At 34.6% G+C, this 24,077-nt stretch carries 20 protein-coding genes and 1 pseudogene; 11 read left to right on the top strand and 10 right to left on the bottom strand.

What is annotated here, in order from left to right:
- The 3 genes from FEZ18_RS03585 to mraZ all read right to left on the bottom strand — a co-directional run bounded on the left by FEZ18_RS03585 (nt 1) and on the right by mraZ (nt 1,785).
- Complete coding sequence (locus FEZ18_RS03585) at nt 1–315, bottom strand: FtsL-like putative cell division protein (protein ID WP_153267053.1); 315 nt, start codon at nt 313–315, stop codon at nt 1–3.
- A 116-nt stretch (nt 316–431) separates the two neighbouring features.
- Nucleotides 432–1,328, bottom strand: a complete 897-nt coding sequence (gene rsmH, locus FEZ18_RS03590; protein WP_153267054.1) for a 16S rRNA (cytosine(1402)-N(4))-methyltransferase RsmH — start codon at nt 1,326–1,328, stop codon at nt 432–434.
- Entirely contained in the window at nt 1,315–1,785 is a 471-nt protein-coding gene (gene mraZ / locus FEZ18_RS03595) for a division/cell wall cluster transcriptional repressor MraZ (RefSeq protein WP_153267055.1), read from the bottom strand. Before mraZ ends, rsmH begins: the two co-directional genes overlap by 14 nt.
- A gap of 297 nt (nt 1,786–2,082) precedes the next feature.
- Between mraZ and FEZ18_RS03600 the strand changes: the two genes are divergently transcribed.
- The 3 genes from FEZ18_RS03600 (at nt 2,083) to FEZ18_RS03610 (ending at nt 4,834) form a co-directional block, all read left to right on the top strand.
- Nucleotides 2,083–2,847, top strand: coding sequence for an alpha/beta fold hydrolase (locus tag FEZ18_RS03600; RefSeq protein ID WP_153267056.1), 765 nt, complete (start codon nt 2,083–2,085; stop codon nt 2,845–2,847).
- 31 nt (nt 2,848–2,878) lie between these two features.
- Nucleotides 2,879–3,490, top strand: a complete 612-nt coding sequence (yihA, locus tag FEZ18_RS03605) for a ribosome biogenesis GTP-binding protein YihA/YsxC (RefSeq protein ID WP_153267057.1) — start codon at nt 2,879–2,881, stop codon at nt 3,488–3,490.
- A gap of 138 nt (nt 3,491–3,628) precedes the next feature.
- On the top strand, nt 3,629–4,834 hold the full coding sequence (locus tag FEZ18_RS03610; protein WP_153267058.1) for a C40 family peptidase: 1,206 nt from the start codon (nt 3,629–3,631) through the stop codon (nt 4,832–4,834).
- 105 nt (nt 4,835–4,939) lie between these two features.
- Here FEZ18_RS03610 and FEZ18_RS03615 read toward each other — a convergent pair whose 3' ends face one another.
- The gene (locus tag FEZ18_RS03615) at nt 4,940–7,075 is read right to left on the bottom strand and encodes a carboxy terminal-processing peptidase (RefSeq protein WP_153269036.1); all 2,136 of its coding nucleotides are present in this window, start codon (nt 7,073–7,075) and stop codon (nt 4,940–4,942) included.
- 283 nt (nt 7,076–7,358) lie between these two features.
- Between FEZ18_RS03615 and surE the strand changes: the two genes are divergently transcribed.
- From surE to FEZ18_RS03640, 5 genes are all read left to right on the top strand, one after another.
- Nucleotides 7,359–8,135, top strand: coding sequence for a 5'/3'-nucleotidase SurE (gene surE / locus FEZ18_RS03620; protein ID WP_153267059.1), 777 nt, complete (start codon nt 7,359–7,361; stop codon nt 8,133–8,135).
- The gene (locus tag FEZ18_RS03625; RefSeq protein WP_153267060.1) at nt 8,128–8,412 is read left to right on the top strand and encodes a hypothetical protein; all 285 of its coding nucleotides are present in this window, start codon (nt 8,128–8,130) and stop codon (nt 8,410–8,412) included. The genes surE and FEZ18_RS03625 overlap by 8 nt, the downstream gene beginning before the upstream one ends.
- 82 nt (nt 8,413–8,494) lie before the next feature.
- A complete protein-coding gene (lpxB, locus tag FEZ18_RS03630; RefSeq protein ID WP_153267061.1) occupies nt 8,495–9,610 on the top strand; it encodes a lipid-A-disaccharide synthase in 1,116 nt (371 codons plus the stop codon).
- 1 nt (nt 9,611) lies between these two features.
- Nucleotides 9,612–10,148, top strand: a complete 537-nt coding sequence (locus tag FEZ18_RS03635) for a C40 family peptidase (protein ID WP_153267062.1) — start codon at nt 9,612–9,614, stop codon at nt 10,146–10,148.
- Nucleotides 10,149–10,298: 150 nt separating this feature from the next.
- On the top strand, nt 10,299–12,338 hold the full coding sequence (locus FEZ18_RS03640) for a ComEC/Rec2 family competence protein (protein ID WP_153267063.1): 2,040 nt from the start codon (nt 10,299–10,301) through the stop codon (nt 12,336–12,338).
- A gap of 17 nt (nt 12,339–12,355) precedes the next feature.
- On the opposite strand, the pseudogene FEZ18_RS03645 reads toward FEZ18_RS03640, so the two are convergent.
- The 4 genes and pseudogenes from FEZ18_RS03645 to FEZ18_RS03660 form a co-directional block, all read right to left on the bottom strand.
- A pseudogene (locus tag FEZ18_RS03645) lies at nt 12,356–12,905 on the bottom strand (thioredoxin family protein).
- Between the two features lie 87 nt (nt 12,906–12,992).
- The gene (locus FEZ18_RS03650) at nt 12,993–15,074 is read right to left on the bottom strand and encodes a peptide MFS transporter (RefSeq protein WP_153267064.1); all 2,082 of its coding nucleotides are present in this window, start codon (nt 15,072–15,074) and stop codon (nt 12,993–12,995) included.
- A 51-nt stretch (nt 15,075–15,125) separates the two neighbouring features.
- On the bottom strand, nt 15,126–16,961 hold the full coding sequence (locus FEZ18_RS03655) for a peptide MFS transporter (RefSeq protein ID WP_153267065.1): 1,836 nt from the start codon (nt 16,959–16,961) through the stop codon (nt 15,126–15,128).
- A gap of 25 nt (nt 16,962–16,986) precedes the next feature.
- A complete protein-coding gene (locus FEZ18_RS03660) occupies nt 16,987–19,182 on the bottom strand; it encodes a S9 family peptidase (protein WP_153267066.1) in 2,196 nt (731 codons plus the stop codon).
- A gap of 117 nt (nt 19,183–19,299) precedes the next feature.
- Between FEZ18_RS03660 and FEZ18_RS03665 the strand changes: the two genes are divergently transcribed.
- Both FEZ18_RS03665 and FEZ18_RS03670 read left to right on the top strand, forming a co-directional pair.
- Entirely contained in the window at nt 19,300–20,646 is a 1,347-nt protein-coding gene (locus tag FEZ18_RS03665) for a hydroxymethylglutaryl-CoA reductase, degradative (protein WP_153267067.1), read from the top strand.
- A 55-nt stretch (nt 20,647–20,701) separates the two neighbouring features.
- Nucleotides 20,702–21,652, top strand: a complete 951-nt coding sequence (locus tag FEZ18_RS03670; protein ID WP_153267068.1) for a GYDIA family GHMP kinase — start codon at nt 20,702–20,704, stop codon at nt 21,650–21,652.
- Between the two features lie 197 nt (nt 21,653–21,849).
- Here FEZ18_RS03670 and FEZ18_RS03675 read toward each other — a convergent pair whose 3' ends face one another.
- Nucleotides 21,850–22,011: a DUF1328 family protein gene (locus FEZ18_RS03675; RefSeq protein ID WP_153267069.1), complete on the bottom strand. Its 162-nt coding sequence runs from the start codon at nt 22,009–22,011 to the stop codon at nt 21,850–21,852.
- Between the two features lie 177 nt (nt 22,012–22,188).
- Nucleotides 22,189–22,638: a ferritin-like domain-containing protein gene (locus FEZ18_RS03680; RefSeq protein WP_153267070.1), complete on the bottom strand. Its 450-nt coding sequence runs from the start codon at nt 22,636–22,638 to the stop codon at nt 22,189–22,191.
- Nucleotides 22,639–23,042: 404 nt separating this feature from the next.
- Here FEZ18_RS03680 and FEZ18_RS03685 point away from each other — a divergent pair, with 404 nt between their 5' ends.
- Nucleotides 23,043–24,071, top strand: coding sequence for a helix-turn-helix domain-containing protein (locus FEZ18_RS03685; protein WP_153267071.1), 1,029 nt, complete (start codon nt 23,043–23,045; stop codon nt 24,069–24,071).
- The last annotated feature ends 6 nt before the right edge of the window (nt 24,072–24,077 follow it).

Here is a 24,077-nt window from a genome sequence, read left to right on the forward strand (position 1 = left end):
CTATTGTTTTTTTATTTTGATTTTCTTAGGCGGAATTAATGAGGATGACAACCCTTTTTTCTGCATTTTAACCACCACAACCGATTCCATTTTTAAGCGCATCAATTTCGATCTACCTTCTATAAATATTGAACGCAATTCATTCACTTCATTTTTTAATTTTGCTATTTCGTATACTTTCTTGTCTGCACTATGCGAACTCGCAATCATTACAATAGCTAAACCAGAGACAAAAAGAATCATGCGCCAATTCTTAAAGGAATCGTCGCTTACCAAAAAGGTACCTTTTAATATGCTCTGAATATTTTTTTTCAACCTAGATTCTTGTTTTTTTCGTTAATGCTAGCCTTTTTAGGTATGACAATCTGTTTTTACGATTTCATTTCAAGAGATTCCTGTGTCTCGAAAAACCCCCTAGAACAACATCCTTTTTATAGTTTTTCAGCAATTCGAAGTTTTGCACTCCGTGCTCTATTATTTATTTTAATTTCTTCTTTCGACGGGATAATTAAGCCGTTTACTTTTTTTAAAGGCACTTCAAAATTGCCAAACATATCGCGTTCTGGCTCACCTTCAAAAAGCCCATTTCTAATAAATCGCTTCACTAACCTATCTTCTAAAGAATGGTAGGATATAAAACTTAAACGCCCCCCTACTTCTAAAAGCTCTGGCGTTTGCATTAAAAAGGCTTTTAAAACTTCAATTTCCTGATTAACCTCAATTCTAATTGCTTGATAAATTTGAGCTAACACCTTGTTTTCGTGACGCGGAGGCAAAAACTTTTTTAAAACCTTTTTTAATTGATCGCTTGTTTTAATTTGCTCAATTGCTCTGTGCTCTACAATTAATTTTGCCATCGCAGGAGCCGCTCTCAATTCACCATATTGCGAAAACACTTGCCTTAATTGCTCTTCTTCATATTCATTAACTACATGAAATGCCGATAACTCACTTTGTTGATTCATCCGCATATCCAAATCGGCATCAAATCGGGTTGAAAAACCACGTTCTGCAACATCAAATTGATGTGACGACACACCAAAATCGGCTAAAATACCATCGACTTTTTTTACGCCATGAAACCTTAAAAACCGCTTTACATATCTAAAATTTTCATGAATCAAGGTAAATCGCTCATCATCAATTGTATTTTCCAGTGCATCTTGATCTTGATCGAAAGCAAACAGTCTTCCCTTCTCACCAAGACGTTTTAATATCTCTCTACTATGACCGCCACCGCCAAACGTAACATCTACATAAATGCCATCTTCCTTAATATTTAAACCATCAACGGCTTCTTTTAATAATACAGGTTTATGATATTCCATAATCATCATCGTCTTGTCCCATAACTTCTTCTGCTAAATCTGCGAAATCTATAGCAGTATCGTTAATAACTTGTTCGTACTTGTCTTTATCCCAAATTTCAATAATATTAACAGCAGGCGAAATCACTATGTTTTTTGAAATTCCAGCAAAACCAATAAGATCTTTCGGAATTAACAAGCGTCCGCTTGCATCGATATCAACCATTTTTGCGCCAGCATTAAAACGACGAATAAAATCGTTGTTCTTTTTTTTAAACCTGTTAAGCTTATTCACCTTTTGCATAACCTCTTGCCACTCTCGCATAGGATACAACTCCAAACACGGCTGAAATACCGATCGCCTCAACACAAAACCATCTTCCAAAATAGACACCAATTGCTTCTTAATACCAGCAGGCATCATAAGCCTCCCCTTGGCATCTACTTTACAATCGTATGTACCTATTAATGAGTTCAAAACAGTTTTTGCTTAGTTTAGGGTTTCGTCCTCAAATATATCAAAAATTTTACCACTTTTTACCACTTTACTGCACTTTGTTAATAAGTTTTCCATTAAATAACTTCTTATTAAAACCAGCATGCGTTTAAAAAACATGAGTCATTGATTATCAATATTTTAAAAAAACACCAGTATATACGGGTGCTGGGCTAAGCTTAATTTTTAATTTTTTTTTGGAGCAGTTTAAATTAAATGATTGTAATCTGAATGAAATAACTATATTTGTTTTCAACGAAAAACAAGACTGACTAGTTAATGACACATCGTTTAAAAAAAGAAAAAAACCATAGCTATATTGAAATTGGGGAGGGTAAGCCTATAATTATTTTACATGGCCTAATGGGTGGACTAAGCAATTTTGATTCGGTAACTGCCTATTTTAGCAAAAAAGGCTATAAAATTTTAGTTCCAGAATTACCAATTTACAGCATGTCTCTAATCAAAACTAATGTAAAAAGTTTTGCTAAGTATTTACATGATTTTATTGCGTTTAAAGGTCTTGAAGATGTAATCTTACTGGGCAACTCTTTGGGCGGGCACATTGCCTTATATCACACCAAAATGTATCCTGAAAAAGTTAAAGCGCTTATAATAACTGGAAGCTCTGGACTTTACGAGAGCGCCATGGGTAGTGGTTACACAAAACGCAGCGATTACGAGGTTATTAAAAAGAAAGCCCAAGATGTTTTTTACGACCCTGCCGTTGCTACTAAAGCCATTGTAGACGAGGTTTACGAAACTGTAAACGATCGCAACAAACTTATAAAAACATTAGCGATTGCAAAAAGTGCGATAAGGCATAATATGGGTAAAGATTTACCTAAAATGGAGACTCCAACTTGCATTATTTGGGGAAAAAATGATACGGTTACACCACCAAATGTAGCCGAAGAATTCAACGAACTTTTACCAGATTCTGAATTGTTTTGGATCGATAAATGTGGTCATGCTGCCATGATGGAACACCCTGATGAATTTAACCAAATTTTAGACGCTTGGTTAACTAAGCGGAATTTCTAAATAGAAATCTATTGCTTTTTAAACGGAATACATGAAAATTAAATCTGCCGAATTTGTAATGAGTAATTCTGATGTTGAAAAATGTCCGAAAAGCAGGCTTCCAGAATATGCGTTTATTGGCAGGAGTAATGTTGGAAAATCGTCTTTAATTAATATGTTAACTGGTCGGAAAAGTTTAGCAAAAACTTCTGGTCGCCCTGGTAAAACACAACTTATAAACCATTTTTTAATTAATAAAAACTGGCACTTAGTAGACCTACCTGGATATGGTTATGCCCGCGTTTCAAAAAGCTCTAAAAAAACTTTTCAAAAATTTATTACTCAATATTTTGCTTTACGCGAACAGCTAGTTAGTGCTTTTGTTTTAGTTGACATTAGACACAACCCGCAACCCATAGATTTAGAATTTATGCAATGGTTAGGCGAAAACGGGATTCCGTTCTCCATTATTTTCACCAAAGCCGATAAACTAAAACCCAAAGCTATCGAAAACCATATTGAAGCGTACAAAAATGTACTTTTAGAAACTTGGGAAGATATGCCCAATTATTTCGTTACCTCCTCTTCAAAAACCATAGGAAAAGATGAGGTTTTAGAATACATAGATAGTTTAAATGCCAATATGGATTGGACTGCGCTTTAGCCCGAGATTTCGTATAGCCGCCCCTAATTAAAAAGACCTGTTTACTCCTTATTATTTACTTACCCCTTTTTTAGAAAAAAAAACACACTCGCACCTAAGCTTTGATTTTGTATTTTAGCTTCACTAAATTTAATTTTAATGAAACATTACATTATCATACTTGCTTTACTCTTTCTAGTGTCTTGCAACAAACAAGAAACCAGCTACCAAAATAATTTTGAACACATAAAGGATAGCCTTAAAACAATATATGCCCCAGATACTCGAGTGGAAGTATATCATATTAACTTAACTAAACAAGAAAAAACGCTTCTTGTAACTGGAGAAACTACCAACGCTGATGTTATTTCTGCATTATCTTCGTCACTTTTAAAAGCGATAGATACGTCGGGGAACTTAAACATAGATTTCGATATAGATTTACTGCCAAACACATCGGTTGGCGAAACAAAATATGCCTTAGTTAATAACTCGGTAGCCAACATCCGATCTAAACCAAAACACTCTGCAGAATTAGCGACACAAGCTATTTTAGGTACGGTTTTAAATGTCTTAAAAATTGAAGGCGATTTTTATTTAGTACAAACCCCAGATCGTTATATTTCGTGGGTAGATCACGGTGGTGTAACGCTAATAACTGATACTGAATTGAAAGAATGGCAAGCCACTCCTAAGATTATTTACACCGAAACTTTCGGACATGTTTATGCTTCTGATGAGCCAGATGCACCAATAATTTCAGACATTGTTCTGGGGTCTCAATTAAAGCTAGTAAACACCAAAAAAGACAGCTATAAAGTTAGCTATCCAGACAATCGCATAGGCTATATTAAAAAGGAAGAAGCCATGCCTTATAACGTATGGCTTGACATCTTAGAACCTTCTGCAGACCTCATAGAGACTACTGCCATGAAGTTTATAGGCGCTCCGTATTTATGGGGTGGCACCTCTACTAAAGGTATGGATTGTAGCGGTTTTACCAAAACTGTTTTTTTTATGAATGGTTTTGTGATTCCGCGAGATGCTTCACAGCAAATTAATGCGGGTAAATTGGTTGATGAGGATTTAAGGTTTGACAACCTACAAAAAGGAGATTTACTTTTTTTTGGTAAAAAAGCGACCGATAGCACAAAACAACGCACTACCCATGTTGGTATTTGGCTAAACAACGCTAATAATGAATTTATTCACGCTTCAGGTCGGGTAAAAATTAACTCGATAAATCCTGAAGCCCCAAATTATGACGCTCTTAATAAAAACAGATATTTAGGGGCAAAACGGTATTTAGGAGTCGATGACAGGCTTATTAAAAATTTAAAAGAACACCACAACCTAACGCCTTAAGATTTAGCCAAATATTTCAGGTCTAAAAATATATACTCAAAATAAAAACATCCCAAAGTTTTCGAACCCTGGGATGTTTTAGTATTAAAACTAATGCCTATAAACTTAGCGCTTAGTATGCGCTACTTTTTTCATGGCATAAGACATTTTTAAATCTTCCAGAACATTTAAAGCTTCTTCAATATACACATCTTTACTCATGCTTTCATACCATCTTTCTCGCTTTTCTTTGAGATCTGTGGTATCGCTAGTAAAAAGTTTACGCTCGTAGGCATGCGACTTAAATGTTAGGTTTGTTTTATATTCTGAAATGGCATCAAAACGTTTAGACTCCTCTTCATTTTTTTGATTAGTCGCTCTATACACTTCGTAATTTAATGGCACGAGAGTTTCGTCAATTTTGCTTTTCATCCATTTCGCGTTTTCATCAATAAGCTTTAACTGTGCATTATTACGCATGCGTTCCTTACTTTTGCTAATGGTTTCGTTATAGTCGTAATAGGTATCTAAGACCTTATAATTGGCAGCATCAATTTCGTCCCATGGCAATGGATTCGTTTTATCCTTCTCACCCACATCAATATAACTAAATCGTCCAGGCACAACAACATCACTCTTAACACCTTCTAACTGTACAGAGCCCCCATTAATTCTATAATACTTTTGAGTAGTTAATGCCAAAGCACCTAGATCGCCTAAAGTATTATTTCTAACGACGTTATTAAGATTCATCACATTTTGAACAGTTCCTTTGCCGTATGTTTGTTTACTACCTATAATAATTGCGCGTTTATAGTCCTGCATGGCAGCTGCCATAATCTCTGAGGCGGATGCAGAAATCTCATTAACCAAAATAACCAAAGGACCATCCCATGTAATCGACTTATCCTTATCTCTTAAAATTTCTTTGGACTCCCCTGTTGATCGCACTTGAACAATTGGTCCTTCTTCTATAAATAAACCAGCCATATCGACAACCGCAGGAAGTGAGCCCCCTCCGTTGCCACGTAAATCGAGCACTAGACCACCAATTCCCTCGGCTTTTAAACGCTCTATTTCTTTTTTTACATCTGCAGCGGCATTCAATCTTTTATAGTCGTTAAAGTCTAAATAAAAAGATGGTAAATTAATAACCCCAAACTTTTTATCGTTTTTTTCTACCAATGAAGATTTTGCGTAGGTTTCACCCAACTCTACAACATCTCTGGTAATAACTACATCTTTAATAGAGCCATCTATTTTTTTAATGGTTAAAGTCACTTTCGTGCCTTTTGGCCCCTTAATTAATTTTATGGCGTCGTCTATACGCATGCCAACTATACTAACGGCTTCCTTTTCATCTTCTTGTTTTACTTTTAAAATAATATCGTCTATCTCCAATTCTTTTCCACGCCAGGCCGGACCACCAGACACTAAATATGTGATTTTAATATAATCCATACGCTTTTGAAGCCCAGCTCCAATACCTTCCAACTTCCCAGACATACGCTGATCGAAAACCTCTTTATTTCGAGGGGCTAAATAATAGGTATGCGGGTCGAACTCATCTACAATAGCATTAACATACACGGCAAAATAATCTTCTCGAGTTAAATCGTCTAGATTATCATTAAAATAAATATCCAAAGATTTTAGAGTCGCCTCACGAGCTTCTTTTTCAATTTCTACAGCGGTTTTCATAACATGTAAAGAATCTTTTTCTTTAGCTTGTATTTCTTCTTTGTAAATATCGTCGTAATTAATTAATGTAGAGTATTTAAGTTGTAATCGCCAACGCTCCTTGAGTTCCTTTCTGTTGTTAACAAAAGACAGTTTCTCAGAATCGGTATCTAAAACCTCGTCTTTAGAAAAATCAAAAGGTTGAGATAAAACTTCTTTATAAAGAGATTTGGCTTCTTGAATACGCTTCATCATACGTTCGTGCGTCACGTTAAAAAAGGTAAGATCTGAGACTTTTAGTTGGTCGTCGATAGTTAACTTATACTTTTCAAAATCTTTATAATCTGAGGCATAAAAAAATCGCTTAAGCGGATCAATAGTTTCTATATAATCGGCAAAAAAATCAGCTGAAAATTCGTCATCAATAGCTATAGGATCAAAATGATATTCTTTTAAAATGTTTTTAATAATATGAATTAGCATTTTATCCTTATCAGAATCATCGAATGATTTTGTTGTAAAACTGCAGGATGCAAAAGCCAGCAACACCATTAACAATAACACCTTATAATTCCTCTTCATAATATTTTTCATAAATCTTTATTAATCATTATTTATGCGTCGAACGACACCTTATTTAGTATTCCTTTTGAGAGACAAACTCTACTTGTAGATTTTTACGTATTTCAATTTTTATTAGACCTTAAAATCTTCGTTCGCCAAAAGCCCTACCAATTATTTTTACTAAAATAGAGAAAAAACCATGCCAATAAATACAATTGCTACTAATTTTTTGTTAAAGCAAAGAAATTACCTATTTACAGGTCATTTTTCGTATTTTTGGTTTCTTATTTATAATTCAAGTATGTCAAAAAAACCTTTAATATTAGTAACTAACGACGATGGCATAAATGCGCCGGGTATTAGAATGCTAATTGAAGTCATGAAAACCATTGGAGAGGTTGTCGTAGTAGCTCCCGATGGTCCCCAAAGCGGAATGGGTCATGCCATTACAATTAACTCGACACTATACGCCAGAAAAATTAAATCGGAAAACCAAACGCACTTAGAGTACAGCTGCTCTGGAACTCCTGCAGACTGTGTTAAACTGGGTATAAGAGAACTATTAACTAGAAAACCAGATTTGTGTGTATCTGGTATTAACCATGGCTCAAACTCATCGATAAATGTAATTTATTCGGGCACTATGAGTGCTGCCATTGAGGCGGGTATCGAGGGTATTCCGGCCATAGGTTTTTCGCTATTAGATTATACTTGGAAGGCTAATTTTGACGCCTGTAAATCGTTTGTAAAAACCATTACCGAAAAAGCGCTAAAACACGGTATACCAAAAGATGTGGTTTTAAATGTAAACATCCCTAATGTTCCAGAGGAAGCTATAAAAGGAATAAAAGTTTGCCGCCAAGCACGAGCTAATTGGGTGGAAGCTTTCGATAAAAGACAAAACCCTCAAGGTCGCGATTATTATTGGCTTTCGGGTAAATTTGTTAATTTAGATCACGGAGAAGATACCGATGAGTGGGCCTTGGAACAGAATTACGTGTCTGTGGTTCCCACGCAATTTGATTTAACCGCACACAAACACATCAAATCAATAAACAATTGGAATTTAAATGATTAAAAAAGAAGTCGCAACAGGCGTATTGGTAGGTTTAATAGCAAATAGTATCGGTCTTTTTTTAGCTGCAAAGCTTTTGGGTGGTGGCGAAAGTTTTACTACCACTCTAAAAAACGCACATACTGAAGGTGTATTGGGTAAATTGTTGAGCCTAGGGGCTATTTTAAATTTAGTTGTTTTTTTTATTTTTATAAAAAAGAGACAGGACTACAGAGCTCGCGGGGTGTTATTGGTAACTGTTCTTGTGGCTGTTTTAACACTAATTTTTAAAATAATTTAATATGCTTTTATAACCGAGATCAGGTTCGGGTTTAAAAATAGATAAACAGGTTTAAAACTGTTTTTGAAATGACATTATAACAATGAAATACTATATAATTGCTGGCGAAGCATCGGGTGATTTACATGCATCGAACTTAATGAAAGCTTTACAAAAGGAAGATGTTAATGCCAATTTTAGGTTTTGGGGTGGCGATCTTATGCAAAGCGTAGGGGGAACTTTGGTGAAACATTATAAGGAGCGCGCCTTTATGGGGTTTATTGAAGTTATTTTAAACCTTAATAAAATATTTAAAGATCTCGCGTTTTGCAAGCAAGACATCGAAGCTTTTAATCCAGACGTTATAATTTTTATAGACAATTCTGGATTTAATTTGCGTATTGCAAAATGGGCAAAACAAAAAGGATTTAGAACAAATTATTATATCTCTCCGCAGGTTTGGGCATCGCGTGCAAAACGAGTTCATAACATTAAAAGGGATATTGACGCTATGTATGTTATTTTACCTTTTGAAAAAGACTTCTATAAAGATAACTTTAATTACGATGTTACCTTTGTGGGGCATCCTTTAATTGATGCTATTGCAGATAGAACTCAAATTGAAGAGGCAGAATTTCGAGCTATGCACCAATTAAATAACAAGCCTATAATTGCACTGTTACCAGGCAGTCGAAAACAAGAAATCACAAAAATGCTTTCGGTAATGCTTAGTTTAGTTCATGACTTTAAAGACTACCAATTTGTAATTGCAGGGGCACCTAGTCAAGATTATGAGTTTTATAAACCCTTTATTAAAAACGCTAATATTAGCTTTGTAGAAAATAAAACCTACGACTTGTTAAGTGTATCTACTGCAGCCTTAGTCACCTCTGGAACAGCCACTTTAGAAACGGCATTATTTAAAGTACCCCAAGTAGTATGTTATAAAAGTAGTGCTATCTCTTACGAAATCGCTAAACGTATTATAACTTTAAAATATATTTCTTTAGTTAATTTGATTATGAACAAGGAAGTTGTTAAAGAGCTTATTCAAAAAGATTTCAATAAAAATCGTTTAAAAGAAGAATTAGATTTAATATTAAACTCCGAAAAACGCGATCAATTATTTTTAGATTATTACGATTTAGAAAAAAAACTTGGTGGTAAAGGCGCTAGTGAAAAAACAGCCAAATTAATATACGAATCTATTAAGTCTTAATATGAAAAAACTCCTTTTTATACTCCTATTATTTGCTTGTTTTAGTAGTTGTAAATCTTCCAAATCAAGTAGTAGAAGAGAACATGTTGTTATTAAAAAACAAAAAGCTGAAGTCAAAACAAACCATTCTAAAAAAACCAAGGGCAACACCCTTTATAAAGCTGAGGATATCGTTAATTATGCTAAGAAATTCGAAGGGGTACGTTATAGATATGGGGGTACGACAAGAAAAGGTATGGATTGTTCTGGATTGATTAATACTGCTTTTAAAAGCGAAGGAATTTCACTTCCTAGAACCACCAAAGACTTGGCGATTACTGGAGATTGGATAGACCTCAAGCAAGTAAAAAAAGGTGATTTACTTTTTTTTGCGACTAGAAAAAATAGCAGAAAAGTAAACCATATTGGTATCGTAACGTATTCGCAAGTAGGTCGGGTTGAGTTTATTCATGCCTCAACAAGTAAAGGTGTTATTATTTCAGATTTATCTGAGCGCTATTGGTATTTTGCTTTTGTACAAGCCCGACGCGTGCTTTAACAGGATATAGAATGAACAACTACTATAAATTATAGTAACTTTAATTTACAAATTACACTTGAATGTGTTTATCATACAAACAAGTTAACTAAGCCTAAATATAATGTACAACATTTTTTGTACGTTATTTTTTTTAGTAAATTTAGGGGTATGAAGTTGCTGAATTTCACCATTATTAAATTTACAGGCTTTCTTATAATAGGAATTGTAATCTCTTATTTTTACTCTCCACCTTATCTTTTATCTCTATCTATAACAGCGATACTTCTTGTTCTACTTGTGATTCTTTTTTTGCTGGCAAGAAACAGATTTACCCAAACCATTTGGTTTGGTGTTATGGCTTATCTGTTAATGTTGTTTATTGGTATATTATCCGTCACTTTCCACAATCAAAAAAACTTTCCAGATCATTATTCTAAACTACTTTCTAATAAGGAAGAACCAACCAAAAACGTTGTTTTTAGAATAAGAGAAGTTTTAAAACCTGGAACCTATAACGACAAATATATTATCGACATCTTAGAGGTTAATAACGAAGTAGTCTCGGGTAAATCCTTATTAAATATTAAAAAAGATTCCGTAGCAGCGGCTTTAAAAGTAGATGAGATTATACTAAGTAATTTCCCATTCGAGACTCTTAAAGCGCCTTTAAACCCGCATCAATTTAATTATAAAAAATATCTTGAGAAGCAATACATCTACCATCAAGTATTCGCTGAAAATAAATATTTAGTTAAGATAAGTTCACACAGCCATACTTTTTTTGGATTTGCAAATAACGTTAGAGAACACATTAATCTAAAATTAAAAAATTATCCATTTTCTAAAGAAGAACTCGCTGTTATAAATGCCTTGCTCCTAGGGCAAAGACAAGATATTAGTAGCGAAGTTTACAACAACTATATAAATGCTGGTGCCGTACACATTCTAGCGGTTTCTGGCTTACATGTGGGTATTGTTTTAATTATTTTAAGTGTTATCCTTAAACCCCTTAATCGGTTTAAACACGGCAAGTTGCTAAAAACAATTTTAATGGTTAGCTGCTTATGGAGTTTTGCTTTAATTGCCGGACTATCGGCATCGGTAACCCGAGCAGTAACGATGTTCAGTATCGTTGCAATAGCTATGAATCTAAAAAGACCTACCAATATTTACAATACTTTAGCCATATCCATATTTGCAATTTTACTCTTTAAACCTTTATTTCTTTTCGATGTGGGTTTTCAATTAAGTTACTTGGCTGTTTTTTCAATTGTGGCCATAGATCCAAGACTATATGAATTATGGAAACCTAAAAATTGGCTTTTAGACAAATACTGGCATACTTTAACGGTAACCCTTTCTGCGCAACTTGGTATTATACCCATTAGCTTATACTATTTTAATCAATTTCCAAGTTTGTTTTTTTTATCGAATTTAGTAATTATTCCCGTTTTAGGAATTGTTTTAGGATTGGGTATACTTGTTATTTTATTGGCAACAACAAACCTACTCCCCCATATATTAGCCGAAATTTATGGTGTTATAATTAGCAGTATGAATGTTTTTGTGAGTTGGGTTTCAAAACAAGAATGGTTTATTTTAAAAGATATTGCTTTTAATCTATTGTATGTTTTAGCGTCTTATCTCATAATTTTTAGCTTCGTTAGGTTTATAACACACAAAAATTTTACCCAATTAAAATTTTTGTTAGTCACTATTTTAATTTTTCAATTTATTGTTATGTACACCACTTATATTAAGCTAACAAATACTTTTATTATATTCCATAAGCACAAATTTAGCATACTAGGAAATCTTACTAAAAATAATTTTGTTTTTGCTCATGATTGTGATAGTGTAACCTTATCTAAAACCAAAATAATAAGAGATTACACACTTAGCAATCATATAAAAAACCTAAGTAAAGAGCCCTTGCAGCCAGTCTATTTTTTAAATGATAAAACCGTATTAATAATTGACAGCCTGGGTGTTTATAATATAAAAACGATGCAACCCGATTATGTTGTGTTACGACAGTCACCAAAAATTAACTTGAACCGACTGATTGATTCGATTCGTCCAAAACACATTATTGCAGACGGTAGTAATTACAACTCTTATATAGAAAAATGGGAGTCCATTTGCTTAAAACGAAAACTCCCCTTTCACCATACAGGTAAAAAGGGAGCTTATACTATAAATTACTAACTTATTTTTGTATTCTATTAACCTTTAAACTCGGGTTTAAAAGCTTTGTAATAGGCATTAAATTGTTCTTGAGTTTTTAAATTTTTATGGTCGTCATTACCAAACATTTTTAAATACAGCTCCAGTTGCGTTGGTGTTTGATACCCTTTTAAAGGAAACATTAAATCTCCTTTTTCGTCAATAAAAACAATCGTAGGATACGCGGTAATCTGAAAATACTGGGCTAACTGGTGCGCCGAATTACGTCGGTTTGCATTCGCTGGATTGTAATTGGGGTTTGAAAACGTGTTTTGTTTATAAGTAACGCTTTCGTTACCCTCCCCATTAAACTTAACAGCATAATAGTTTTTGTTCACATAATCGGCCACATCTTTATTTTGAAACGTGTTTTTTATCTAACATTTTGCAAGGACCACACCAATTGGTATAAACGTCCATCATAATCTTTTTGGGTGTTTTCTTTTGTAGCTCTAAGGCTTCTTCAAAAGTGACCCAATTAATCTTTTGAGCATACGTATTTGCACTAATAAGAGCAAAAGTTAATAGTAAATATATTGTTTTTTTCATAAATAAATAGTTTATAAAATATACTTCGAACTTACAAAAAAAGCTCCTAAAGAGGAGCTTTTCGATGTATTTTAACACTTTTTTTGATTACCGCACACCGTGCATTAATCGCTTCATTAAGGGATTAAGCACCGTAATTAACAATCCAGCTGCCATAGGTATTATGGTGAAAATCAAGAAAAAAGTAGATAAGTTATATTCTTCCTGAATTTGCTCTACCATACCTCCCATAGAAGCAGCTACTTTGTTACCAATTGCAATAGCTAAATACCACATACCAAACATTAAGGCAATCATTCTTGCTGGAACCAATTTACTTACATAAGACAAACCTACAGGTGATAAACAGAGTTCACCAATGGTATGAAAAAGATAAGCTAAAATAAGCCACACCATACTAACCCGCACAACACCAGGGCCAGCACCTTGAGGTATAAAACTAGAACCATAGGCTAATACAGCAAATCCAACACCCATAATAAAAAGGCCTAAACCGTATTTTAGAGCGGCTGAAGGATTGTATTTACTTTCCCACCATTTGGAGAAAAACGAAGCAAAAGCAATAATAAAGAAAGAATTCAAAATACTAAACCAAGACACTGTAATTTCGACCTGATTCTCTTTCGCTCTCACCACTTCACCCATTATTAATTGAGATTTCAATCCCGCTTCTGCATAATCTGACACTAATTTTTCCCGCTTCTCATCATCTAGGTATCGGTACTTGCCCAACTCTAGATGAGCTCCAACAGCTTGACCCGCTTTTAACTCATTATTTGAAGAGATGGTTAATACCTGTGTTTCGGTAGTTTCACCAGCTTTTAAAGGACGAGCTTCAGTAATAGGCTCATAAACAACAGAGGTTTCACCATCTACAACTTGTTCGATTTTTACAGCTTGGTATTCGACCTCGTAAGCTTTTGTAGAAAAATCTTGAGCAAGCATCCAAACCACTATACCCCAAACTAAAGCAAAACAAACTGCCAACACCACATTACTTCCTGGTATTTTACCAAATGTTTTCTTGTTTAATAAATACAGTACCCAAGTAATAATCATTAGTGGTATTACGGTTAGTAAGGTATTTACAATATTAAATATTAAAGCAGCATTACCGGTTAAAACTCTATCGGTATAATCTCGAGCAAAAATAACCATAGAAGTTGCTGCCTGTTCAAACGGAATAAAGAACAGTACGGTAAAAAAGGCAAATATAATTACGGCAATCATTTTGTCTCTTACAATTTTCTCATAACGCACTATACGCCCAATTACTAGGAAAAGAAAAAGAGCTACACCTATTAAAGTAATCACTATAGGTCCTGAAAGCACATCTTTAGAAAACAAGAATTCTGCAGGCAATAGGTTGATTCCGCCAATCTTAGACACCGGATCGTTAATTAAATACAGAAAGCCAATAATTGAGGTCACAATAATAAGAATCTTATCTAAACCAGTGAATTTATTCTCCTTGTAGTCTTTAACAGCTGCCGCTTTTTCTTCTTTGGTCTGTTTTACAGGAGGTGCACCAATTTTACCAAACAAAGGTTTGGCGAGTAAGAATTGAAGGGTTCCAAACAACATAAAAACACCTGCTAAACCAAAACCCCAAGACCAACCTACACGTTCGGCTAGGTAACCGCAAAGCATCATACCAAAGAAAGCACCCGCATTAACACCCATGTAAAATATGGTGTAAGCCCCATCTTTTTTCTCTGGAAGGTAGGTGTACATTTCAGAAATTATAGAGGTGATATTCGGCTTAAAAAATCCGGTTCCAATAACCAGAAGTGCCAAGCCTAAATAAAGGGAAAATTCGGTCTCTAAGGCCATGGAGGCGTGACCGAGTGTCATAATTACACAGCCAATTAAAACGGCCCAACGGTACCCGGTAAATTTATCGGCGATAACACCACCTAGAATTGGGGTTAAATACAGTAATCCCGCATAAGTTCCAAAAAGTGCTCCCGCATTTTCTGCGGTCCACTCCCATCCTGGATTACTGCCAATTACAGCCATGGTTAGGAAATTAATCAACAAAACGCGCATACCGTAAAATGAAAATCGCTCCCACATTTCTGTAAAAAACAGAACAAATAGTCCTGCTGGATGCCCTAACACTTTACTGTTAAAAAACTCATCGTGTTGAGATGTATCTACTGTTGCCATAATTGATTGAATATTTGTTTAAAAAGAATACGTTTTAGTTAATATTATATTTTAATTATTATCTGGATCTGCCAATTCGAAACCTTCGGTTTCTTTATCGTACTTTACATCCACCTCATGATCTTCAGCACCATGTGTTAACTTCTTTAATTTTTTCAAGAATAATAAAAGTAAAAACCCAAAAGACACCGTGAAAATGGTTAGCCACATAAAGGTAGAGTATTCTTGTTCGCTTTGTTTTTCTTCTAAAACAAAAGACACTCCGTAGTCTTTCCCGTCACCTTTATTCTCAATGTTTTGAGCTTTATCTTTGTCCTTTTCAAACACCAATCTTGCATGGTAAGGATTAGAAGACGTTACGTTATTTTCGGTTAAATCTTCGAGTAACTTGGGTGTATTCGAATCGGCTCCCTGAGACATTTCAAATAAAGGATTCAAATTTTCACCAGATTGGTAATCGGTAAAAACCACCTCTCCGTTTTCAGGAAATACTTTCGCTTTTATTATGAATTTTTTGTCTTCGTTTATTGGATAATCATAAATGGTAACGATTTCATTTTTTAAGGTTTTAATTTCCATGCTATCCTTCTCGATATAAGGGAGTAATTCCTGCTTACTCACTACCACTTCCCCTTTAAAGGATTCTAATTGAGACATTTCGCCAATAGAACCCGCTAATTTATTACCCAAACCAGTAGCCGCAAAGTAAACGCCCATCATGATTGACGCATATTTTAAAGGTGCTAATTTTGTAATAAAGGACAAGGATACGGGCGAGGTACATAATTCGCCAATAGTATGAAATAAATAGGCTAAGAAAATCCAAAACATAGCCGCCTTACCAAAAGTTTCGGCACTGGCTTCTTGCGATGCAAACATCATGAAAACATAACCTAACCCCATAATAATGGTTCCTACGGCCATTTTAAATAAAGATGAGGATTCTTTACCACTTTTTTTCCACCATACCCAGAAACTACCAATAACGGTACCAAAAATAATAATATACCCAGCATTTAAAGACTGGAATACGGCTGCTGGAATTTCTTCTAACCAACTTAAGCCAATAGTTCTATCTACTTTAGCATCGGTATAAAGATTCATTAAACCTCCCGCTTGCTCGAAAGCTCCCCAAAAGACAATTACAATTAAAAATGAAATCAATAAAACAACAACTCTATCTTTTTCAATTTTAGTTAAAGGGCGTTTGGCGGCTAATCGTTCTTCTTCGGTAGCCTCACTACCTCCAGTAAATTCGCCAACCCCTTTAAGGTATTTTTGTCCCCAAATAAATACGGCTTGACCAACAAACATACCAATACCAGCAAGACCAAATCCATAATGCCAGCCATAGATATAGGCTACCAAACCAACGGTAATACTAGCTAAAAAAGCTCCAATATTAATACCGATATAAAATATAGTAAATCCGCTATCACGTCTTATATCGCCTTCTTTGTATAAACCACCTACCATAGTAGAAATGTTTGGCTTTAAACCACCAACACCTAATATAATAAACAGTAAACCTGTAAAGAATGCCCAATCTTGAGGTACTGCCAAAACACCATGACCTATACAAAGCAATAAACCACCAAGCATCACGGTTTTTTTCTGACCTAAAAATTTATCTGCAATCCAACCCCCAGGAATGGATGCCACATAAACTAACATGGTATACCAGCCATATAGCCAAATAGCATCTTTACTACTCCACCCTAAACCAGGGTCTATAGCCGTTGCAGAAGTTGCCATATAAAGTACTAAAATCCCACGCATTCCGTAATAAGAAAATCGCTCCCACATTTCTGTAAAAAACAGAACGTATAAGCCCGCTGGATGTCCAAAAACCTCTTTTTGATTTGGTTGTAATGCCGTAGCTGCCATAAAATTATTATTAGTTATTATTAAATTAATTTGTTACTGTTACACGCTGGTCTCCAAGATTAGAGTGTATAAAGTGAGTCATTTTTTCATACAAGTGTAATCTTGTATTCCCGCCGTAAATTCCATGATTTTTATCGGGATAAATAAGCCATTCGAATTGTTTATTAGCCTGAATTAAAGCTTCTACCAATCTCATGGTGTTTTGCAAATGCACATTATCGTCTGCCGAGCCATGAATTAATAGATAATCACCTTTAAGTTTATCGACATGATTTATTGGTGAGTTTTCATCGTAACCACTTGGGTTTTCCTGTGGCGTCGTCATGTATCGCTCGGTGTATATCGTATCGTAAAATCTCCAACTGGTTACAGGTGCTACCGCAATAGCCATTTTAAAAACATCATGGCCTTTAAAAAGGGCATTACTACTCATAAATCCACCATAACTCCACCCCCAAATCCCAATGCGGCTGGCATCAATATAGGGTAAGGCTGCTAATTGCTTTGCGGCTTCTATTTGGTCTTCTACTTCAAATTTACCTAATTCGTTTTGTGTCACTTTTTTAAAGGCCACCCCTTTAAAGCCGGTTCCTCTGCCGTCTATACATACAATGATATAGCCTTGTTGTGCCAAATGTTGATACCAAAAATCGTTGGCAGCATTCCAACGGTTGGCCACCTGCTGAGAACCCGGACCAGAATATTGATACATTAGCAAAGGGTACTGTTTAGAAGGATCAAAATTTGTGGGTTTAATAGTCCACATATTTAAATCGTTACCGTTTATGCTTATAGTACTAAATTCTTTTTTAGAGATTTGATATTCTGACAGTTTATTTAATAACACATCGTTGTCTAATATCACTTTTAAAACCGCACCAGACTTGGCATTGTTTAAAGTGTATTGAGGTGGAGTGTTCGCGTTAGAAAAGGTGTTGATAAAATACGTAAAATCTGCACTGAATGACGCACTATTTGTGCCCTCACTTTTGGTAAGCCTTGTTTTATTTCGACCATTTAATTTAATCGAATACACATCGCGGTTTATAGAACCATTTTCTACAGATTGATAAAAAATAGTATTCGTTTTAGTATCAAACCCATAATAATTGGTTACCTCCCAATTGCCTTTGGTGATTTGATTAATTAATTCACCCTCTTTTGAATAGTGATAAATATGATTGTAACCATCCTTCTCGCTGGTCCATATAAAACTATGATCCTCTAAAAAGGTTAGGTTATCTGTTATGCCAACATAAGCGCTATCGGTTTCAGTTAAAACGACTTTAGCTTGCTTGGTTTTTGTGTTATAAAACACCAAATCTAAGTCGTTTTGATGCCTGTTTAAAACTTGTGCACTTAATACGTTTGGATTGTTGGTCCATTTTAGTCTTGGAATATATTCTAAATCTTCGTCTAGTGGTACCTTCTGGGTTGTTTTATTGTTAAGGTTGTAAACATGTAAACTCACTTTAGCGTTCGTCTCGCCCGCTTTTGGATATTTAAATACTTGCTGTGTTTGATATAAATCGTCACCAAAAATATCCATAGAAAATTCTGGTACCTCGGCTTCGTCAAATTTTATAAACGCAATTTTCTTACTGTCTGCACTCCATTCAAAAGCGCGAACAAAAGCAAATTCTTCCTCGTAAACCCAATCGGTTATACCATTAATAATCTTATTCTTTTCACCATCAAAAGTAATTTGCGTTGTGGTGTTAGTACTTAAATCTTTAACGTATAAATTATTGTTAAATCCATAAGCTATGTGAGTGCCGTCTGGTGAGAAGGTAGGTTCTTGTATTTTGTTTTCAGAAATTAGGTTAAGAGATTCATCGGCAGTGTTATAAACAAAATAACGTCCTAAAACCGATCTTCTGTAAATGGACTCTTCATCTGTTGCCAGTATTATTTTGCTTTCATCGGCACTAAACGTGTAATCGGTAAAATAATCCAACGCTGCTATATTAGAAGAATTTACAAGGGTACTGGTTTTTTGTAAGGTCTTGTAATTATAAATATCGATAGATGTTGACGAGCTTTGTCTATCAAAATTTAAAACAGCGTATTGTTTTCCGCTATTCAAGGAGTGCAAAGCATCCATATGTTCGGCTCTAAACGTACCATCCCAAATCTGACTAAGTGTAATGTGCTTATCTTGAGCTGTTAAAGAAGTAGATATTAAAAAATAAACAAATAGGGGTAATTGTAGAATTTTCATTTAGATTATTTTTTTGCAAATCGCTGTCAAGTTTACAAAAATTATACTAAATACCGATAGTAATAACAGTTAAAAAATTGTTTGTAGTAAATTACTGTCCATGTTTTAATACCAAGAATGCTATATTTGCGCTTAAAAAGGTTAATAATGAATAAAAGAATTACTGGATTTTCTAAGCTCCCAAAAGCCGAAAAAATTTCATGGCTTGCAAACACATATTTTTCGGATGCTAAAGCGACCAAGATTATCTTAGAGCAGTACTGGAACAGCAACGAAAAATTACAGCAACTTCACGATGAGTTTATTGAAAACACCATTACCAATTATTATCTACCCTTTGGTGTGGCTCCTAATTTTTTAATTAATAACCAAGTTTACGCCATCCCAATGGCAATTGAAGAGAGCTCTGTTGTAGCCGCAGCAAGTAAAGCAGCTAAGTTTTGGTTGGATCGTGGTGGCTTTAAAACAAGGGTTATTTCGACCACTAAAATTGGGCAAGTACATTTTATGTATCACGGCCATTTTAAAACGTTAGAACGTTTTTTTGAACGTGTAAAGCCAAAACTTTTTGAAAATGCCAAGCCACTAACCAAAAACATGGAAGCTCGTGGCGGCGGTATTTTAGACATCGCATTACAAGATAAAACCAAAGACCTAAAAGGTTATTACCAGCTACATGCCACCTTTGAAACCTTAGATGCGATGGGAGCTAATTTTATTAACTCGTGTTTAGAGCAATTTGCAGAAACTTTAAAAAAAGAATCTTTAGCATTTGATGACTTTTCTAGTAACGACGAGGAAATTCAAATAGTTATGAGCATTTTATCGAACTATGTGCCAGATTGCTTAGTTCGTGCAGAAGTAAGCTGCAAGGTTGAAGATTTAAATGAAGATGAAGGCATATCACCACAAGATTTTGCAAACAAATTTATTCAAGCCGTTAAAATTGCAGAGATAGAACCCTATCGGGCTGTAACACATAACAAAGGTATTATGAACGGTATTGACGCCGTAGTTCTGGCCACTGGAAACGATTTTAGAGCCGTTGAAGCTGGTGTACACGCCTATGCCTGTAGAAACGGACAATACACGAGCCTCTCGCATGCCAAAGTAGAAAACGGTATATTTACGTTTTGGATAGACGTTCCTTTAGCCTTAGGAACCGTTGGCGGACTTACAAATTTGCACCCTCTGGTAAAATTAGCTCTTGAATTATTACAAAAACCATCAGCTAAAGAACTGATGCAAATTGTCGCTGTTGCTGGATTGGCGCAAAATTTTGCGGCACTGCGTTCCTTAATTACAACAGGCATTCAGCAAGGCCATATGAAAATGCATTTAATGAATATTCTAAACCAATTTAAAGCAAACGATACCGAAAAAAAAACCTTAACCGAGCACTTTAAAACGCATACGGTAACCCATAATGCCGTTATTGAAGCCTTAGAAAAACTCAGGCTATAAAATGTGTCGAGCAAAAGTATTCAACATATCAGGTTACATTTAAAACTTACACACATTGATAAAATTTAACAGTCACGGCAAATTATTATTAACGGGCGAGTATGTGATTTTAAGCGGCGCATTAGCTCTAGCGATACCAACAAAATACGGTCAGTCGCTTGAGGTTGTTCCTAACAATAAAAATAAATTGTTTTGGAAAAGTATCGATGAAAAAGGCAATGTTTGGTTTGACGATGCTTTTAATCTTAACGAGATCGTTAGCTCTGAGGGCTCTAAAAATAATATTAGCATTCGCCTTAGCCAGATATTAAATACTGCTAAAAAACTCAACGGTAGTTTTTTAAACACCAAACAGGGCTACACCGTAACAACAAAACTAGATTTCCCTAAAGCTTGGGGTTTGGGCACGTCTTCTACCTTAATAAATAATATTGCGCAATGGGCCAATGTCGATGCCTACCAACTTTTAGAACAAACCTTTGGAGGCAGTGGTTACGATATTGCATGTGCAAAACACAGTACATCTATAATTTATCAATTAGTTCCTGATAATTCACTAAAAACTTCACAGCAGACCTTAGCACCCAAAGAAACCTCCAGGATGATTACTGAAGTTGACTTTAAGCCATCCTTTAAAACTCATTTATATTTTGTGTACTTAAACCGAAAACAAAATAGTCGAGATGGTATCGCGCAGTATAAAAAACAAACTTTTAATTTATCGGAAACCATTTCGGCAATTAGCAGTATTACTGAAAAATTTATGACTTGCACCACTTTAGATGATTTTATGTTGCTTATAGATCAACATGAAGAAATCATTTCAAAAGTTATACAACAACAACCCGTAAAAAAACAACTATTTGAAGATTTTAAGGGCAGTATAAAAAGTCTTGGTGCTTGGGGAGGTGATTTTGTGTTGGTCGCTTCTAAAACTAATCCCGAGTCCTATTTTCATGATAAAGGTTTTAAAACTGTGATTCCTTTTAAGGATATGATACTGTAAAACCCGTTCTGTTACAAACTACGATGCATAAAAAAAGACCCCATTTTGAAGGGGCTTAGTGATTGTTTTAGGCCTCTGTATTTTCAATATAAAGGCCTATTCCATTTCATTTCACAGACTCTGCGTGTCTTCTACTTTCATAGTTCTAAATCTAACAAACCCAGAAGACATGTTATATAATTCGCGTTTTAGCTTATCTATTTTTTTACAAGTCCTCTTATTAACGAGATAATAAAAAGAACTAAAAAAACATAAAATAATATTTTTGCAATTCCGGCAGCTGCTCCAGCGATTCCCCCGAAGCCTAAAACTCCAGCAACTATTGCAATAATAACAAATATAATAGTGTAACGTAACATAATTTTGGTTTTGAAAATTAAAATGTAAAAACCTGTCTTTCAGGCTATACAAACAATATAATTCTTAATTTTAATCTTAAATACCTCTAATCATTCATATTTTAATTCAAACAAAAAACCTTGACGCTATAAAACGCATCAAGGCTGTATTTTTATAATCGATTAAGCTATAAACTTTTAACTTAGATCTTCTAAAGTTTTTAGTCTATTTAGGCCAGATTCTATTTTATTTTTCTGAGACTCTAAAATAGACTTGGTACTAATAGGTAAGGTGGTTTCTTTAATAATTTCATTATACTCTTCAACAGCTGCCTTTTCGCCTCTAATAGCTTCTTCTAGCATAGACTCTTCATCATCGTCTGAAAACAGAGCTTTAATATCCATCCAAGCTCTATGTGCAGTTCCTGTTAAACTCCCAGACTTATCCGCCTCTTGTCCTAAAGCCTTAATCTCAGTTTTTATTTCGTGTCCAAAATCGTAGCGCTCTTGTGCTTTTTGCTCAAAATAAGATTTTAAGGCTTTATTATCTACGTGATCGGCCGCTTTTTTAAATCCTTTTTCAGCATCGAATGTTTTCTCTAATAAATCATTTAATTTATTACCAACATCTTCTGTGTATGTGCTCATAGTTATTAATTTTTTTAGTTAACAGTAGTTTGTTTAGAGATGCCTACTGGTTTACATCGTTGTTAGTGATAACAACTTTACTTTTGCTTGTGTATCAAAGGTAACCAATAACAAGATTATCAATGAGTTCGAAAGCGTTTGTTGTTAACTCATTTGATAAAAAAACATATTAACTATCCTTTTTGAATCATTTATTTGTCAGTAATTAATACTATATTTACTTAGCTATAAAGTTAAACAGGAACCATAATCTGTTATCGTACAGAAATTAGAACGACGCTTTTAGCGTATTAAAACAATATCCATGCAATCTCTGGAAAGTGAGAGAACGGCTTTAAAAAATCTATAAAAATTAACAAAACGTATATAAGCATATAACACTTAAATTTGAATCATTACGCGATATGATAGAAATTGGTATTAAACCAGACAACCTTAAAGATCTCCTTATTGAAATTAAGAACCATGTAGGTGGCACCATTAAAGAGGAATGGAATGAGTTTACCCTATTAGTAAACAATGATAAGGCAACTGGAAGTATTCGCTTTATGCCTTTCGATTGGGGCGTACATCTTCTCGATTTCAACATTACTTTTAGAGATGATGTAAAACTGAGCATGCATGCAAACGGATTTAATCCGATTCGCTTTGCTTATGTTTTAAATGGTTATTTTGAGCATAAATTTAGCGCCGATAACAGAAGGATACTCATAGACCAATATCATTCGTTAATATTTACCAATAAAGCCGATGGGGTAAATTATATTTATTTTCCGAAGGATACCAAATTAGAAATAAACTCTATAGAGATAGTTCGTAAAAAATTTTTAAAAAAGCGTACTACCAACGTCGCTACCTTAAATAAAAAATTATACGAAGTTTTTGTTGATACCGACGAGGAAAACAGATTTGCTCATTATGGGGCGCTAAATCTAAAAATTGCAGATCTTGTTAAAAAAATGCAAACTATAAAAGCAAAAGGGATGCTAAGGGTATTAAGAATTGAATCTATAATTTACGAAATTCTATCCTTCCATATTCAACGTCACGACAAATCACAGCAAGGTGTACCATTACCAACCTCTCTTACTAAAAGCGAACTTATACTGGTTAGAAAACTGGGTAAATCCATATTAAAAAATCCAGCTAAAAATTACAGCTTAGATCAATTGGCACTGGCTACGGGATTATCTCAAGCCAAACTTCAAGATGGATTTAAATTTTTATACAATAGAACCGTAACCGAATACATTAGACATGTGCGACTAGAATCGGCAAGGGATCTTATCAATACAACCGATTTAAATATTTCTGAAGTTGTGTACTCGATAGGCTTTACAAGTAGGAGTTATTTTTCTAAGATATTTAAAGAAAAATATGGTTTAACGCCCAACGAATTTAAAAAACAGCTGGTAACTGCCGTAGCTATGTAAACCAAA

The sequence above is a fragment of the Oceanihabitans sp. IOP_32 genome (assembly GCF_009498295.1).
GTDB classification, from domain to species: Bacteria; Bacteroidota; Bacteroidia; order Flavobacteriales; family Flavobacteriaceae; genus Wocania; species Wocania indica.